Origin of the sequence: Leifsonia sp. T36S-04 (assembly GCF_042465655.1) — a bacterium.
GTDB lineage: Bacteria > Actinomycetota > Actinomycetes > Actinomycetales > Microbacteriaceae > Leifsonia.
Genome location: NZ_CP146286.1, coordinates 1,047,362 through 1,062,326, shown reverse-complemented (window position 1 = coordinate 1,062,326; position 14,965 = coordinate 1,047,362). Strand labels below are relative to the sequence as shown.

Annotated in this window: 14 protein-coding genes; 1 reads left to right on the top strand and 13 read right to left on the bottom strand. The window is 69.0% G+C overall.

Annotated features, from left to right (window positions below; all coding sequences use genetic code 11):
• Window positions 1-38 precede the first annotated feature (38 nt).
• Window positions 39-1,589 (bottom strand): GTPase HflX, encoded by a 1,551-nt coding sequence (hflX, locus tag P3F85_RS05210; RefSeq protein WP_374010186.1) that lies wholly within the window; start codon window positions 1,587-1,589, stop codon window positions 39-41.
• Between the two features lie 56 nt (window positions 1,590-1,645).
• On the opposite strand from hflX, the gene P3F85_RS05205 reads away from it, so the two are divergent.
• On the top strand, window positions 1,646-2,257 hold the full coding sequence (locus tag P3F85_RS05205) for a class I SAM-dependent methyltransferase (RefSeq protein WP_374010185.1): 612 nt from the start codon (window positions 1,646-1,648) through the stop codon (window positions 2,255-2,257).
• Window positions 2,258-2,276: 19 nt separating this feature from the next.
• Here P3F85_RS05205 and dapF read toward each other — a convergent pair whose 3' ends face one another.
• The 12 genes from dapF to P3F85_RS05145 form a co-directional block, all read right to left on the bottom strand.
• Complete coding sequence (gene dapF / locus P3F85_RS05200; protein WP_374010184.1) at window positions 2,277-3,155, bottom strand: diaminopimelate epimerase; 879 nt, start codon at window positions 3,153-3,155, stop codon at window positions 2,277-2,279.
• Window positions 3,156-3,165: 10 nt separating this feature from the next.
• Window positions 3,166-4,137 carry a tRNA (adenosine(37)-N6)-dimethylallyltransferase MiaA gene (gene miaA / locus P3F85_RS05195; RefSeq protein WP_374011000.1) on the bottom strand — a complete coding sequence of 324 codons (972 nt, stop codon included), beginning with the start codon at window positions 4,135-4,137 and terminating at the stop codon, window positions 3,166-3,168.
• Between the two features lie 26 nt (window positions 4,138-4,163).
• On the bottom strand, window positions 4,164-5,771 hold the full coding sequence (miaB, locus tag P3F85_RS05190; RefSeq protein WP_374010183.1) for a tRNA (N6-isopentenyl adenosine(37)-C2)-methylthiotransferase MiaB: 1,608 nt from the start codon (window positions 5,769-5,771) through the stop codon (window positions 4,164-4,166).
• A gap of 67 nt (window positions 5,772-5,838) precedes the next feature.
• The gene (locus P3F85_RS05185) at window positions 5,839-6,627 is read right to left on the bottom strand and encodes a regulatory protein RecX (protein ID WP_374010182.1); all 789 of its coding nucleotides are present in this window, start codon (window positions 6,625-6,627) and stop codon (window positions 5,839-5,841) included.
• Between the two features lie 31 nt (window positions 6,628-6,658).
• Window positions 6,659-7,732 carry a recombinase RecA gene (recA, locus tag P3F85_RS05180; RefSeq protein ID WP_374010181.1) on the bottom strand — a complete coding sequence of 358 codons (1,074 nt, stop codon included), beginning with the start codon at window positions 7,730-7,732 and terminating at the stop codon, window positions 6,659-6,661.
• A gap of 189 nt (window positions 7,733-7,921) precedes the next feature.
• A complete protein-coding gene (locus tag P3F85_RS05175) occupies window positions 7,922-8,146 on the bottom strand; it encodes a DUF3046 domain-containing protein (protein ID WP_374010180.1) in 225 nt (74 codons plus the stop codon).
• 79 nt (window positions 8,147-8,225) lie between these two features.
• Window positions 8,226-8,537 (bottom strand): helix-turn-helix domain-containing protein, encoded by a 312-nt coding sequence (locus P3F85_RS05170; protein WP_374010179.1) that lies wholly within the window; start codon window positions 8,535-8,537, stop codon window positions 8,226-8,228.
• A gap of 158 nt (window positions 8,538-8,695) precedes the next feature.
• Entirely contained in the window at window positions 8,696-9,202 is a 507-nt protein-coding gene (locus P3F85_RS05165) for a CinA family protein (RefSeq protein ID WP_374010178.1), read from the bottom strand.
• A complete protein-coding gene (gene pgsA, locus P3F85_RS05160) occupies window positions 9,189-9,812 on the bottom strand; it encodes a CDP-diacylglycerol--glycerol-3-phosphate 3-phosphatidyltransferase (protein ID WP_374010177.1) in 624 nt (207 codons plus the stop codon). Before pgsA ends, P3F85_RS05165 begins: the two co-directional genes overlap by 14 nt.
• Window positions 9,813-9,820: 8 nt before the next feature.
• Window positions 9,821-12,646, bottom strand: coding sequence for a DNA translocase FtsK 4TM domain-containing protein (locus tag P3F85_RS05155; RefSeq protein WP_374010176.1), 2,826 nt, complete (start codon window positions 12,644-12,646; stop codon window positions 9,821-9,823).
• A gap of 70 nt (window positions 12,647-12,716) precedes the next feature.
• On the bottom strand, window positions 12,717-13,208 hold the full coding sequence (locus P3F85_RS05150; RefSeq protein WP_374010175.1) for a GNAT family N-acetyltransferase: 492 nt from the start codon (window positions 13,206-13,208) through the stop codon (window positions 12,717-12,719).
• Between the two features lie 59 nt (window positions 13,209-13,267).
• Window positions 13,268-14,944: a ribonuclease J gene (locus tag P3F85_RS05145; RefSeq protein WP_374010174.1), complete on the bottom strand. Its 1,677-nt coding sequence runs from the start codon at window positions 14,942-14,944 to the stop codon at window positions 13,268-13,270.
• Window positions 14,945-14,965: the final 21 nt, after the last annotated feature.

Genomic DNA, 14,965 nt, shown 5'->3' with positions numbered 1-14,965 from the left:
GCCTTCCGGAGCGGTCCGCCGTCGCAGGCGGCCGGCACTCACGCCGTGGGCGCCACCTCGAACGGCTCGAATGCCGCGTGGTACTCCGGCATGATCCGCGCGGTCACGCGCGTCCCTTCCTCCACATACTCGGTCGAGATCACCCGGCCGCGCTCGTGCAGAGCCGAGATGAGGTCGCCACGGTCGTACGGCACCACGAGGTCGACCTCGAGGGACGGGTCGGGCAGCAACCGCGCGATGGCGGCGAGCACCTCGTCGATCCCCTCGCCCGTGCGGGCGGAGGCGAAGATGGCGCCCGGCTCGAGACCGCGCAACACCAGACGGTCGTCCGCGGGGATCAGGTCGGCCTTGTTGAAGACCACGATCTCCGGGATGCCACGCGCACCGACCTCGCCGATGACATCGCGGACCGTCGCCAGCTGCGAAGCCGGGTCCGGGTGCGAGCCGTCGACGACGTGGACGATGACGTCGGAGTCGGCGACCTCCTCCAGCGTCGAACGGAACGCCTCCACCAGCTGGTGCGGCAGGTTCCGCACGAAGCCGACGGTGTCGGCCAGCGTGTACAGGCGGCCGTCGGCGGTCACCGATCGCCGCACGGTGGCATCCAGCGTCGCGAACAGCGCGTTCTCGACGAGCACTCCCGCCTTGGTGATGCGGTTGAGCAGGCTGGACTTGCCGGCGTTGGTGTAGCCGGCGATCGCCACCGACGGCACCGAGTTGCGGTTGCGGTTCGCCCGCTTGGCCTCGCGAGCCGGCTTGAAGCCGGCGATCTGCTTGCGCAGGCGGGCCATGCGGGTGTGGATGCGGCGGCGGTCCAGCTCGATCTTCGTCTCACCGGGACCACGCGAGCCCATACCGGCGCCCGCGCCACCCACCTGGCCACCGGCCTGGCGGGACATCGACTCACCCCAGCCGCGGAGGCGCGGGAGCAGGTACTCGAGCTGGGCCAGCTCGACCTGCGCCTTGCCCTCGCGGCTCTTGGCGTGCTGGCTGAAGATGTCGAGGATCACCGCGGTGCGGTCGATCACCTTCACCTTCACGACGTCCTCCAGCGCACGGCGCTGGCTCGGAGCGAGCTCGGTGTCGGCGATCACGGTGTCGGCGCCCAAAGCGGCGACGAGGCCCGCGAGCTCCTCGGCCTTACCGCGGCCGAGGTACGTGCTGGCGTCGGGATGCGGTCGCCGCTGCAGCAGGCCGTCGAGGACCGCCGCACCGGCGGTCTCGGCGAGTGCCGCCAGCTCGCGCATCGAGTTCTCCGCATCCTGCAGCGAACCCTGCGAGTACACGCCGATCAGCACCACGTTCTCGAGGCGCAGCTGCCGGTACTCGACCTCGGTGACGTCCTGCAGCTCGGTGGAGAGGCCCTTCACGCGGCGGAGCGCCGCGCGCTCCTCGCGCTCGAACTGCTCGCCGTCCTGCGCACCGCCGTCGGTGCCCTCCGCCTGCAGCGCCTGGGCGCGGGATGCGGTGCTGCCGCCGAACAGCGTCACCGACGCGCGGTTCTGCTCGGTCGCGAGCACGCGTGCGACGACGTCGTCGGTGTCGTGGCCGCGGGTGTCGTGGTCGCGGATATCGGTCTTATCAGTCATTCAGTTCCCCTGATCTGGGTTAACCCTAGTTTGTTCGTGTCCTGTACGGTCTCGTTATGGCCAGCGGAGATCACTACTTTTCCCCGGCGCCCGAGAGCGAAGTCAATCTGCGGCCGTTCACCGCGCATCTGGCGGGGCAGACGTACGAACTGGTGACGGCCAACGGGATTTTCAGCCCCGAGCGCATCGACATGGGTACGAGAGTGTTGCTGGACCATGTCCCATCAGCGCCGCCCGGCGGGAATCTCCTCGACCTGGGCTGCGGCTGGGGACCGCTGGCTCTCACACTTGCTCTCGAATCCCCTCATGCGACGGTCTGGGCCGTCGACGTCAACAGCCGAGCGCTGGATGTGGTGCGCAGGAATGCGCAGAAGCTCGGCCTCACCAATGTAAACCCGGTGACGCCCGATAATGTTCCCGACGACGTGCAGTTCACGACGATCTGGTCGAACCCTCCGATCCGCGTCGGGAAGAACGAGCTGCACGACATCCTCGAGCGGTGGCTGCCTCGCTTGGAGCCGGGATCGGACGCCTGGCTCGTCGTCCAGCGGAATCTCGGCAGCGACTCCCTCCACCGCTGGATCCAGGCGACGCTGCCGGACCTGACGACGACGCGCGTCGCCACCTCCAAGGGCTACCGCGTCCTCCGCTCCCGCTCGCACCCCTGACTCCAATCGAGCCGAGGGGTCAGGAGAGGTCCAGGGTGCCGGTGAAGACGAGAGTGGCGGGGCCGGAGAGGCCGACGTGCTCGCCGTCCTGGGTGGGGAACATGCGGACGCCGACCGTGCCGCCGGGCACATCCACGCGCCACTGGTTCGGGGCTCCCTCGCCTGCCCAGTAGCGGACCGCGAGGGCGGCCGCTGCGGCGCCCGTGCCGCAGGAGAGGGTCTCGCCGCTTCCGCGCTCGTGCACGCGCATCCGGATGCGGCCGACGCCGTCCTTCACCAGCGGCTCGTGCGGCACGACGAACTCGACGTTCGCGCCGTGCTCGGGGGCCGGCTCCACGTGCGGGATGTACGAGAGGTCGGCGGAGTCGAGCTCCGAGTCGTCGGCGACCGCGACCACGACGTGCGGGTTGCCCATGTCGATGCCGAGACCGGGACGCGCGACGGGCAGCTCCTTCGCACGGACCAGTGGCTCGCCGCCGGCGAGGTCCCAGCGGCCGAGGTCGACCTGGAATCCGGTGCTGCTGCGCTGCACGTCGCGGACGCCGGAGCGGGTCCCGATCGCCAGCGTCCCGCCCTCGGGCAGCTCGGCCAGGCCGGTCTCCAGGAGGTAGCGGACGTACACGCGGATGCCGTTCCCGCACATCTCGGCGGGCGATCCGTCGGCGTTGTAATAGTCCATGAACCAGACGGCGGCGTCATCCTCAGCGAGGGCGGCCTCCCCCTCGGGCAGGTGCGCGGACCGGACGGCACGGATGACGCCGTCGGCGCCGACACCGAAGTGGCGGTCGCAGATGCCCGCGATCTGGGCAGCGGTGAGCGGCAGCAGCCCCTCCGGGTCGGAGTACAGCACGAAGTCGTTGCCCGTGCCTTCACCCTTGGTGAAGTGGATGGTCGCCATGCGTGCCAGCCTACCGACCCGGGCTGGTGTCCCCATCCGGGCGGCCGTCCCGAGCCGGACCGGAAGCTGCGTCGACCAGTGCGAGGGCCGCATCCACCCGGTTCGCGTCGTCGTACCCGAGCCAGTGGATGCCCGGGTAGCGATTGAACCAGCTGACCTGCCGCCGGGCGTAGCGGCGCGTCAGCTGCTGGGTCTGCGCGATCGCCTCCGCGCGAGTCAGCTCGTCTCGGGACTCGGCCAGCGCTTGCGCGTAACCGATGGCCCGCCGCGCGGTGACGCCGTCATCGATGCCTCGCGGGATCAGACCCGTGGCCTCGGCGAGGAGGCCGTCCGCCCACATCCGCTCCACCCGGGTGTCGAGGCGTGCGACCAGTTCCTCCCGCGGGGCGGCCAGGCCGATGATCACGGTCGGCTCGTGCCACGGCGACGGCTCGTCGGGGAGCGAACCGGTCACCGAGGTCCCCGTGAGTTCGGCCACTTCGAGTGCCCGGACGATGCGGCGGCCGTTGCGGGAGCCGATGCGGCGCGCCGCCTCGGGGTCGAGCTCGGCGAGGCGCTGGAACAGCATCCCGGGCCCGTGCTCGGTCAGCTCGGCTTCGAGGCGCGCGCGGAGTTCGGGGTCCGTGCCGGGGAAGCGCAGGTCGAAGAGCACGCTCGAGACGTACAGGCCGGAGCCTCCGACGAGAATCGGCACGGCGTCGCGGCTCAGGATGCCCGCGATGGTGTCACGGGCGACCGGCTGGTAGCGCGCGACCGCGGCCTCTTCGGTGACGTCGAGCACATCGAACAGATGGTGTGGGATACCGCGCCAGTCGGCCGGGCTGAGTTTCGCCGTGCCGATGTCCATCCCGCGGTACAGCTGCATGGCGTCGGCGTTGACGATCTCGGCAGAGCGGCCGCGGGCGCGGAGGGCTTCGGCGAGGGCCAGGGAGAGGTCCGTCTTCCCGGTTCCGGTCGGGCCGACGATCGCGACGAGCGGCAGACCCGGCGCCGCGGCGGGCGTCGCGCTCAGCGCTGCCCGTCCGTCGGGTCGTAGATGGGCATCGTGCCGACGCCGGGCGAGGTGAGGGGCTGGCGCGGGCGGAGGGACGGAAGACCGAGCGAGACGCGACCGGCTCCCCCGCCGGCGGCAGCGTCGCCGTGGGAGGGCACAGCGCAGGACTCGGCCTCCGCACGATCCCATGCCTCTCCCGCGCGGGTCCGCCGGATGCGAAGCGGCGCACCGTCGGTGTCGGCGATCAGGTGGTGCGGGGCCGCCTGGGTGACGCGGACGGTCACCACGTCTCCCGGACGGGGCAGTTCGGACCCGGCGGCCACCTCGAAGTGGACGAGCCGGCTGTCGCGCGCGCGGCCGCTCAGGCGGTGCGTGTCCGCGTCCTTGCGGCCCTCGCCGTTCGCGACGAGCAGCTCGACCTCACGGCCGACGAGCTTCTGGTTCTCTTCGTACGAGATCCGCTCCTGCAGGGCGGCGAGGCGCTCGTAGCGGTCCTGCACGACCGCCTTGGGCACCTGGTCCGCCATCGTCGCGGCGGGGGTGCCCGGACGGATGGAGTACTGGAACGTGAAGGCGGACGCGAAGCGCGCCGCTTCGACGACGCGCAGCGTGTCCTGGAAGTCTTCTTCGGTCTCTCCGGGGAAGCCCACGATGATGTCGGTGCTGATGGCGGCCTCCGGCAGCTTGGCGCGGACGCGGTCCAGGATGCCGAGGAACTTCTCCGAGCGGTACGAGCGACGCATGGAGCGGAGGATGCGGTCGGAACCGGACTGCAGCGGCATGTGGAGCTGCGGCATCACGTTCGGCGTCTCCGCCATCGCGTCGATGACGTCGTCGGTGAATGCCGCCGGGTGCGGGCTGGTGAAGCGGATGCGCTCCAGCCCGTCGATCTGACCGGCGGCGCGCAGCAGTTTGCTGAACGCCTGGCGGTCGCCGAACTCGACCCCGTACGAGTTGACGTTCTGCCCGAGCAGCGTCACCTCGATGGCCCCGTCGTCGACCAGCGCCTGGATCTCCGCGAGGATGTCGCCCGGACGCCGATCCTTCTCTTTGCCGCGGAGCGACGGGACGATGCAGAAGGTGCACGTGTTGTTGCACCCGACCGAGATGGAGACCCAGCCCGAGTAGGACGAGTCGCGCTTGGTGGGCAACGTCGACGGGAACGTCTCGAGCGACTCGAGGATCTCGATCTCGGCCGCGTCGTTGTGGCGTGCGCGTTCGAGGAGGCTGGGCAGCGCGCCCATGTTGTGCGTACCGAAGACGACGTCGACCCACGGCGCCTTCTCGAGGATGACGTTCTTGTCCTTCTGGGCGAGGCAGCCGCCGACCGCGATCTGCATCCCTTCGTGCCGGCGCTTCACGCTCGCGAGGTGGCCGAGGTTGCCGTACAGCTTGTTGTCGGCGTTCTCGCGTACCGCGCAGGTGTTGATCACGACGATGTCGGCTTCTTGGCCGTTCGCCGGTACGTACCCGGCCGCCTCGAGCGAGCCGCTGAGCCGCTCGGAGTCGTGCACGTTCATCTGGCAGCCGAACGTGCGCACCTCGTACGTGCGTGCCTGCCCGTCGGCGCGGACCGCCGCCTCGGACGGTTCGATGACGCTGCGCTGTTCCAGGATGCTCATGATGGCGACAAGTCTACGTTTCTCGCCGCTCGCGCGACGACATGCGAGTGGAGCCCCGCCGGCTCGGTTACTGGAACCGGACGCCGGATCCGCCGCGGGAACGCCTGCCCGCGAACGCAGCGTCCATAGCCTGACGGACCACGCTCGACGAGTACCCCTTGCGGGAGAGGAAGCCGTGCAGGCGACGCCGGGCCGTCTCGTCGTCGTACGACGACAGCTGGCCGACGCGCTTGATCGCGAGTTCAGTGGCACGCTCCAGCTCGTCCTCGTCGCCGATGTCGGCGAGGGCCGTCTCGATGAGCACGGGATCGATGTGACGGCGCTTGAGCTCCTGCTCGATCGCCGACCGCCCGAGACCCTTGCGGCTGTGCTGTGTGAATGCCAGCGAGGTCGCCAGCGATGCGTCGTCGATCACGCCCATCGCCTGGAGCCGGTCGAGCTCCGGCCCGTACACCTCCGGCTCGATCTCGCGCTTGTTCAGAAGCTGCTCCAGCTCCCACCGCGACATTCCGCGCCGAGCGAGTTGCCGGATGGCCACACCCGTGGTCTTCCGCGTCTGCCGGACCGTCTCTTCGTCGACATCCTCCGCAGCGTTCGAAGCCGATGCGGGCGGCTCCGCACCCCAGGTGTTGTTCCAGCCGCTCTCCGCGGACCCGGTCGCTGCCGCACCGGCCGCCGACCCGGACGACGCCGCGCCCGGCAACTCCACCACCGGGCGGGCAGCGGCCCGACGCGACGGGTGATCCTCACCCGTTCGTGTGCGAGCGGGCGCCGCCCGGCGGAGTTGCGTCACCGGAGCGAGCCGCTCCTCCCCGGTCGAGTCGCCTTCCGGCGAGGACGGAAACTTCACCACCACGAAGAGCTCCCCTCGGAGGCGACGGTCACGGTCAGGCGCCCTTGCGGGCCTTCAGCTTGTCTTCGATCGACCCGACGTTGGTCGGCTCCACGGCCACAGCATTCGGGTCGGCCATGATGCCGAGCTTGATCTTGATCTTCTGCTCGATCTCGGCGGCGACGTCCGGGTTGGCGATCAGGAAGTTGCGCGAGTTCTCCTTGCCCTGACCCAGCTGGTCGCCCTCGTAGGTGTACCAGGCACCCGACTTCTTGACGATCGCGTGCTCGACGCCGAAGTCGAGGAGGCTGCCCTCGCGAGAGATGCCCACTCCGTACAGGATGTCGAACTCCGCCTGCTTGAAGGGCGGCGCCATCTTGTTCTTGACCACCTTGACGCGCGTGCGGTTGCCGACTGCGTCGGTGCCGTCCTTCAGTGTCTCGATCCGGCGGATGTCGAGACGCACAGAAGCGTAGAACTTGAGCGCCTTGCCACCTGCGGTGGTCTCGGGGCTGCCGAAGAAGACACCGATCTTCTCGCGCAGCTGGTTGATGAAGATCATCGTGGTGTTCGTCTGGCTGAGTCCACCGGTGAGCTTGCGGAGCGCCTGCGACATGAGGCGGGCCTGAAGACCGACGTGCGAGTCGCCCATCTCACCCTCGATCTCGGCACGGGGCACGAGGGCCGCCACCGAGTCGATGACGATGAGGTCGATGGAGCCGCTTCGCACCAGCATGTCGGCGATCTCGAGCGCCTGCTCACCGGTGTCGGGCTGCGACACCAGGAGCGCGTCGATGTCGACACCGAGCTTGCGAGCGTATTCCGGATCGAGCGCGTGCTCGGCGTCGATGAAGGCCGCGATGCCTCCGGCACGCTGTGCGTTCGCGATGGCATGCAGCGTCAGCGTCGTCTTACCCGACGACTCCGGGCCGTAGATCTCGATGATGCGGCCGCGCGGGAGACCGCCGATGCCGAGCGCGACGTCGAGCGCGATCGAACCCGTGGGGACGACCTCGACAGGTGCGCGCTCGTCGCTTCCCAGTCGCATGACCGAGCCCTTGCCGAACTGACGGTCGATCTGCGCGAGCGCGGTCTCGAGGGCCTTCTCGCGGTCTGCGGGTGATGGCATGTGCGTTCTCCTTCTTGGCTTCGGTACGGTTCGACTCTAGGAGCGACGTCCGACACTCGAAGCGCGGGACGCGAGATCTGTGGACAACCCGTTTTCGACTGCCGCTGTGAAGAAGTGTAGTCAGATCCGAACATATCTTCGAGCGTTCGAATCCGGCGTGTCGCACACCCTGCCGGTACGGAATGACGCCTAGCGCTGGGGCGCCGGCTTGCCCGCGCCGTACCAGCGCGACGACGGCACACCCGTCTCGCGGCAGAGGGCGATCCAGACGTCGCGCGGCGGGAGCCCGGCCGCGATGGCCTCGTTCGCCGTCCTGCCGCCGAGTTCGCCGAGGACGAGGTCGGTCAGCAGCGTCTGACCGTATGAACTACCGAACTCGTCAGAGACGGCGCGCTGGAACTCGCTCAGCTTCATGGTTCCTGTTTCGAGATAACCGGGATGGAAAACGAAGGACGCCCCGCGAACCGCGGGGCGTCCTCGAGAGTATTCGGAATCAGCGGGCGACCAGATCCGAGTTGAGGGCGGTGACGAACTCGTCGGGGACGGTGTCCGGAATCACCGGCTCCAGTCCCTCGAGCACCGCGATGCGATCGCCGACCTCGCGCATGATGACGGAGACCGGAGTCTCGAGCGCATCTGCGACGGAAGCGAGAATCTCGCTCGACGCCTCTTTCTGGCCGCGCTCGACCTCGCTCAGGTAGCCGAGCGCCACACTGGCCTTGCTCGCGACCTGGCGGAGCGTACGCCCCTTCTGCAGGCGGAAGTCCCTGAGCACGTCGCCAATTTCCTGACGTACAAGAATCATTCGGAGCCTCCCTTTCTTACCCTGCCGACGTATCGATGGGATACGAATGTACCGCATCCCTGTGCTCCACGATATCGAGGGCCACTGGGCTTTTCTTGTGAATGCAGCAGGTGTAACCAGACTGAAACACGCCGTATTCCCGCGGTAACAGGGAATGTTCACCCAGCCGTTATGTCGAGCTCGATCGCGAGCGCGCGGACGGCCTCCTCGACCGTCCGGCGCCGGATCGCATCGCGGTCTCCAGCGAGCTCCAGACCGATCGCGCGCGTGCCGTTCGGCGACGAGATGCCGACGTACACCGTGCCGACAGGACGGCCGCCCTGCGGGTCGGGACCGGCCACACCCGTCGTCGCGATGCCGACGTCGGCGGGCCGGCCGCCGACCGCCAGGCGCGTCCGCACCCCCGCCGCGAGCTGGCGCGCGACCTCCGGGTGCACCGGCCCTTCCGCGGCCAGGAGGTCGGCATCCACCCCGATCAGCGTGTGCTTGAGCTCGGTGGCGTAGACGACCGCGCCGCCGAGCACCACGGCGGAGGCGCCGGGCACGCTGGTCAGCTCGGCGGTGAGGAGCCCGCCCGTCAGCGACTCGGCGGCCGCGATGGTCAGGCCACGATCGATGAGCGCACGGACCACCGAGACGGTCTCCGGCGCCTCAGGCGACGGCACCCTTCGCCCTCCGCCCCTTCCACGCCTGCCATAGGTAGTCGATGCCGGTCCAGACGGTCAGGATGACCGCTGCGGTCATCACGATGCCGTTGACCCAGAAGACCCAGTCGCCCAATACGGTCCAGAGCGGGACGAGCGCAAGAGAGATCGCCACCGACTGCACGATGGTCTTGATCTTGCCGCCGCGGGACGCCGCGATGACTCCCTGACGGATGACGACGAAGCGGTACACGGTGATGCCGATCTCGCGCACCAGGATGACGATGGTCACCCACCACGGCAGCTCGCCGAGGATGGAGAGCGCGATGAGCGCTCCGCCGGTGAGCACCTTGTCGGCGATGGGGTCGAGCAGTTTCCCGAGATCGGTGACCTGGCCGTTGCGTCGCGCCAGCGCTCCGTCGACACCGTCGGTCGCGATGGCGAGGATGAACAGCACGGCCGCCGCCCAGCGCAGCCAGCCGTCCTGGCCGTCGTCGGCGAGCAGCATCCAGACGAACAGTGGGGCGAGCAGGATGCGGACGATCGTGATCGCGTTGGGCAGGTTCCAGTTACCCGCGCGCTTCTCTTCGCCGTCCGCCGCAGCGGGCGGGGGCGTGTCCGACACCGACATCCCGGTCTTCACTCCCTGTCGGTCAGCTGCCAGGCGTCCTCGTCCGAGTCGCCCTCGACCTCAGGATAGCCCGCCGTCATCTCCGCGACGGGGTCGACCCCGTAGCGGTCTTCGGCGTCGACCATCGGTGTGGCAGCCGTCGCCGCGGGCACAGCCGCCGGAGCGGAGGGTGCCGCGGCTGGAGCGGACGGGGACTCCTCGCCGCGCAGCCGTGCGATGACCTGCGGCAGCTGCTCGGCCGTCGCCAGCACATCGCGCGCTTTGGAGCCTTCGGAGGGCCCGACGATCTCGCGAGACTCGAGCAGGTCCATCAGGCGGCCCGCCTTGGCGAACCCGACGCGCAGCTTGCGCTGCAGCATCGACGTCGACCCGAACTGGGACGACACGACGAGCTCCGCGGCCGCGAGCAGCAGCTCCAGATCGTCGCCGATGTCGGAGTCGATCTGCTTGCGCTCGGCGCTGACCGTGACATCCTGCCGGTACTCCGGACGCGCCTGACGGGTGACGTGCTCGACGACTTTCTGGATCTCGTCCTCGTTGACCCACGCCCCCTGCACGCGCACGGCCTTGGACGCGCCCATCGGCAGGAAGAGTCCGTCACCCTGGCCGATGAGCTTGTCGGCGCCCGGCTGGTCGAGGATGACGCGCGAATCGGTGACGCTGGTGACCGCGAACGCCAGCCGGGAGGGCACATTCGCCTTGATGAGGCCGGTGACCACGTCGACCGACGGACGCTGGGTCGCCAGGACGAGGTGGATGCCGGACGCACGCGCCAGCTGCGTGATGCGGACGATCGAGTCCTCGACGTCCCGCGGGGCGACCATCATCAGGTCGGCCAGCTCATCCACCACCACCAGCAGGTAGGGGTACGGCTTGAGCGTCCGCTCGCTGCCCGCGGGCAGGACGATCTCGTTGTTGACCACGGCGCGGTTGAAGTCGTCGATGTGGCGGAAGCCGAAGCTCGCCAGGTCGTCGTACCGCATGTCCATCTCTTTCACGACCCACTGCAAGGCCTCGGCGGCCTTCTTCGGGTTCGTGATGATGGGCGTGATGAGGTGAGGGACGCCGCCGTAGATGGTGAGCTCGACCCGCTTCGGGTCGATCAGCACCATGCGCACCTCGGACGGCTTCGCCCTCATGAGCAGGCTCGTGATCATCGAGTTGACGAAGCTCGACTTGCCCGATCCGGTGGAACCGGCGACCAGGAGGTGCGGCATCTTGGCGAGGTTCGCGACGACGAAACCGCCGCCGACGTCCTTGCCGACGCCGATGGTCATCGGGTGGGTGCTCTTGACCGCCGCGGGCGAACGCAGGATGTCGCCGAGCGAGACGATCTCCCGGTCGGAGTTGGGGATCTCGACGCCGATCGCGCTCTTGCCCGGAATGGGCGAGAGGATGCGGACCTCGTTGCTGGCGACCGCGTACGACAGGTTCTTGCTGAGCGCCGTCACGCGCTCCACCTTCACGCCGGGACCGAGCTCGATCTCGTACTGCGTGACCGTCGGACCGCGCGAGTACCCGGTGACCTTGGCGTCGACCCCGAACTGGGTGAGCACTTCGGTGATGGCGGCGACGATCTCGTCGTTCGCGCCGGACCGGGTCTTCGCTGGAGTTCCCGCGGACAGCATGGTGGCCGACGGGAGGTTGTACGGCGCCGCCGGCTGGGGCAGCGCGGGAGGACCCGCGGCGTCCTCGTCGAAGTCGTCGGCCCCCGCCTGGAATCCGGGCAGCACCGCTCCCCCGCCGGGCACACCACCGGACAGGGGCATCGGAGCAGCAGCGGTCGGCGGCTGCTCCCCGGTGAACCGCTGCAGGGCGTCCTCGGCGTGGGCGAGTTCGCTCAGCACCTCGGTGTTGTAGTGATCGCTCGCCGGGTCGGGTTCGAGGGCGGTGTCGAACTCGCCCTTGCCGCGCTGCGGCTTTCCGAACACCTCGGTGAGACCGTCGACGGGCGGCGCCTCGTAGTCCGGGTCCTCCTCGCGCTGGGATTTGTTCCGGCGCCACCACGGCAGGTTCGCCTCGGTCTCGGGCTCGTCGTCGATCCCGTCGAGTTCGAGTTGCTTCGACTTGGCCTCTTTGGCCGCCTCTTTCGCCTCCAGCCGCTCGTCCACCGTCGGCAACTGCGCGCCGAAGAGGTAGGCGTACAGCTCGCGGACGCGCTCGGGCAGCTTGTTCGGCGGGGTCTTCGTGATGATGAACAGGCTGAGGATGAGAAGCAGGATGATCACCGCTCCCGCACCGTAGGGGGTGATCACGAAAGTCAACGGGGCCGCGATGAGCCAGCCGAGCACGCCGCCCGCCTGGGCGAGGGCGGCCATGCCGTCACTCGGCGATGGATGAGGGCTGAACAGGTGGCAGAGCGCGGACACCATCAGCAGGAGGATGCTGAGGCCGATCCCGATGCGGGTGTTGTCGTGGACCGAACTGGGATGACGGAACAGCCAGGCGGCGAACAGCACCATGACGATGGGAAGCGCGAACGCCACGCGGCCGAAGAGCAGCCCGAAGCTCCACGCGTCGAGCATCCGCGCGACCTGGTCGTTGATGAGGAACCACTCGACGACCGCGCCCGCGATCGCCAGCAGCACGAGGAAGAACGGGAAGCCGTCTCGTCGCTCTTCTTTGCTCAGCTTCTCGGGCCCGAGGGCACGGAAAGCGCCGCCGGTGAGGTGCGCAAGACCCATCCATGCCCGGATGAGCGGACTGGGCCCCGCGTCGGCGGCCGGGTACGCGACCGTCTTCTGCTGCGCGGTCTTCGACGCCGGCTTGCGCGCGGTCGACCCGCCGCGGCCGGAGTTTCCGGCGCGGGAATTCGACTTGGTGCTCGTGGCCATGGGCACAACGCTACGTCGTGCACACGTCTGAGCACGGTTCCCGCGCCTGAGTTGTGGAAAATCCGGCCCGTCAGCGGACTGTGCGAACCATGGTGTCCGCGCCCTCCCGGGAGGCGACGGTCACGTAAGCCTCGCTCACGTACAGGCGCTGAGCGAAGTTGCCGTGCTGCACGCTCAGGCTGAGGCGGGCGTGACCCCGGCTCGCCGCCGCTGCCGCGAGCTCGCGCAACAGCGCACGACCGGCACCCAGGGCGCGCCACTGGGGGTAGACCGCGAGCGTGAGCTCCGGAACGCCGACGGCGACGAATCCGTGGCCCGGAGCGTTCGCCGGGAACAGCCGCGCCCAGGAGGCGCCCACCGGGACACCGTGGGAGTCCTCCGCCACGCAGCCGAAGTCACTCGGTCGCTGCCACCCGGCGACATACCGGTTCACTTCGTGATCCTGGAGCACCGTCATGCGGTTCCGGGCGAGGACCGGATTCCAGTTCGCCGCCTCGACCAGCATGTCGGCCAGGACGCGTGCGTCCTCGCCGATCGCCGGACGGATGCGGAACGCGTTCATGGACGAACGCTACCCCCCGCCGTGTTTCGGGCGGGTAACGATGGCCCACGACGACGACGTCAGGCCTCGATGACGAGCGGAACGATCATCGGCCGGCGCCGGTAGCTGGTGTTCACCCAGCGGCCGACGGTCCGGCGCACGACCTGCGACAGCGCGTGCGAATCGCGGACCCCGCTCTGCGCCGCCTCGGCGAGCGCCGCCGCGATCTTGGGCTTCACGGCGTCGAACACCGCGTCGTCCTCTGCGAACCCGCGCGCATGCACCTCCGGACCCGTGACGATCCGGCCGCTGGCGGCCTCCACGACGACGATGATCGAGATGAAGCCTTCCTCGCCCAGGATTCGGCGGTCCTTGAGGTCGGCGTCCGTGATCTCGCCGACGCTGGAACCGTCGACGTACACGAACCCGAGGTCGAGCTGGCCGACGACGCGCGCGAGACCGTCGCGCAGGTCGATGACCGTGCCGTCTTCGGCCAGGATCGTGTTCTTCTCGGGCACGCCGGTGTCCATCGCCAGCCGCGCGTTGGCCACGAGGTGCCGGTACTCGCCGTGAACCGGCATGACGTTCTTCGGCTTGAGGATGTTGTAGCAGTAGAGCAGCTCGCCCGCGGCCGCGTGGCCCGAGACGTGCACCTTGGCGTTGCCCTTGTGGACGACGTTGGCACCCAGCTTCGTGAGCCCGTCGATCACACGGTAGACCGCGTTCTCGTTGCCCGGGATGAGGCTGGAGGCCAGGATGACGGTGTCGCCGGCGCCCACCTCGATCTGGTGATCCATGTTCGCCATGCGCGCGAGGACGGCCATCGGCTCCCCCTGCGAGCCGGTGGACATGTAGACGATCTGATCGTCGGGGAGGTCGGAGGCCTTCCGGTAGTCGATCAGCACACCCTCCGGCACCTTGAGGTAGCCGAGGTCGGCGGCGATGGTCATGTTCCGCACCATGGAGCGGCCGAGCAGCGCGACGCGGCGACCGTTCGCCGCGGCGGCGTCGAGCACCTGCTGCACGCGGTGCACGTGGCTCGAGAAGCTGGCGACGATGACGCGCCGCGGCGCCCGGGCGATCACCGAGTCGAGCACGGGACCGATGGAGCGCTCCAGCGGCGTGAAGCCGGGCACGTCGGCGTTGGTGGAGTCGGCGAGGAACAGGTCGACCCCCTTCTCGCCGAGTCGCGCGAACGCGCGGAGGTCGGTGAGGCGGTTGTCGAGCGGCAGCTGGTCCATCTTGAAGTCGCCGGTGTGGAGCACGACGCCCGCAGGCGTGGTGATCGCGACGGCCAGTGCATCCGGGATGGAGTGGTTGACGGCCACGAATTCGAGCGAGAACGGGCCGAGCTGCTCGACCTGGCCCTCCTTGACGGTGAGCGAGTACGGCTGGATGCGGTGCTCCTTGAGCTTCGCCTCCACCAGGGCCAGGGTCAGTCCCGAACCGATGAGCGGGATGTCCCGCCGCAGCTTGAGCAGATACGGGACCGCACCGATGTGGTCTTCGTGTCCGTGCGTGAGCACCACGCCCACGACGTCGTCGAGCCGATCGCGGACCGGCGCGAAGTCCGGGAGGATGAGGTCGACGCCGGGCTGGTCCTGCTCGGGGAAGAGCACGCCGCAGTCGACGATGAGGATCTTGCCCTCGTACTCGAAGACCGTCATGTTGCGGCCGATCTCACCGAGTCCACCGGTCGGGATGACGCGGAGCGTGCCGGGTTCGAGCGCGGGTGGCGGGGAAACGGGATTGGGCATGTGCCCTCCTCTTTCTGTAGT

Excerpts from the sequence above, each read along its gene's own strand:
- hflX (WP_374010186.1), bottom strand. The coding sequence starts at position 1,589 with ATGACTGATAAGACCGATATCCGCGACCACGACACCCGCGGCCACGAC.
- P3F85_RS05205 (WP_374010185.1), top strand. The coding sequence starts at position 1,646 with ATGGCCAGCGGAGATCACTACTTTTCCCCGGCGCCCGAGAGCGAAGTC.
- dapF (WP_374010184.1), bottom strand. The coding sequence starts at position 3,155 with ATGGCGACCATCCACTTCACCAAGGGTGAAGGCACGGGCAACGACTTC.
- miaB (WP_374010183.1), bottom strand. The coding sequence starts at position 5,771 with ATGAGCATCCTGGAACAGCGCAGCGTCATCGAACCGTCCGAGGCGGCG.
- recA (WP_374010181.1), bottom strand. The coding sequence starts at position 7,732 with ATGCCATCACCCGCAGACCGCGAGAAGGCCCTCGAGACCGCGCTCGCG.
- P3F85_RS05175 (WP_374010180.1), bottom strand. The coding sequence starts at position 8,146 with ATGAAGCTGAGCGAGTTCCAGCGCGCCGTCTCTGACGAGTTCGGTAGT.
- P3F85_RS05170 (WP_374010179.1), bottom strand. The coding sequence starts at position 8,537 with ATGATTCTTGTACGTCAGGAAATTGGCGACGTGCTCAGGGACTTCCGC.
- pgsA (WP_374010177.1), bottom strand. The coding sequence starts at position 9,812 with ATGTCGGTGTCGGACACGCCCCCGCCCGCTGCGGCGGACGGCGAAGAG.
- P3F85_RS05155 (WP_374010176.1), bottom strand. The coding sequence starts at position 12,646 with ATGGCCACGAGCACCAAGTCGAATTCCCGCGCCGGAAACTCCGGCCGC.
- P3F85_RS05150 (WP_374010175.1), bottom strand. The coding sequence starts at position 13,208 with ATGAACGCGTTCCGCATCCGTCCGGCGATCGGCGAGGACGCACGCGTC.
- P3F85_RS05145 (WP_374010174.1), bottom strand. The coding sequence starts at position 14,944 with ATGCCCAATCCCGTTTCCCCGCCACCCGCGCTCGAACCCGGCACGCTC.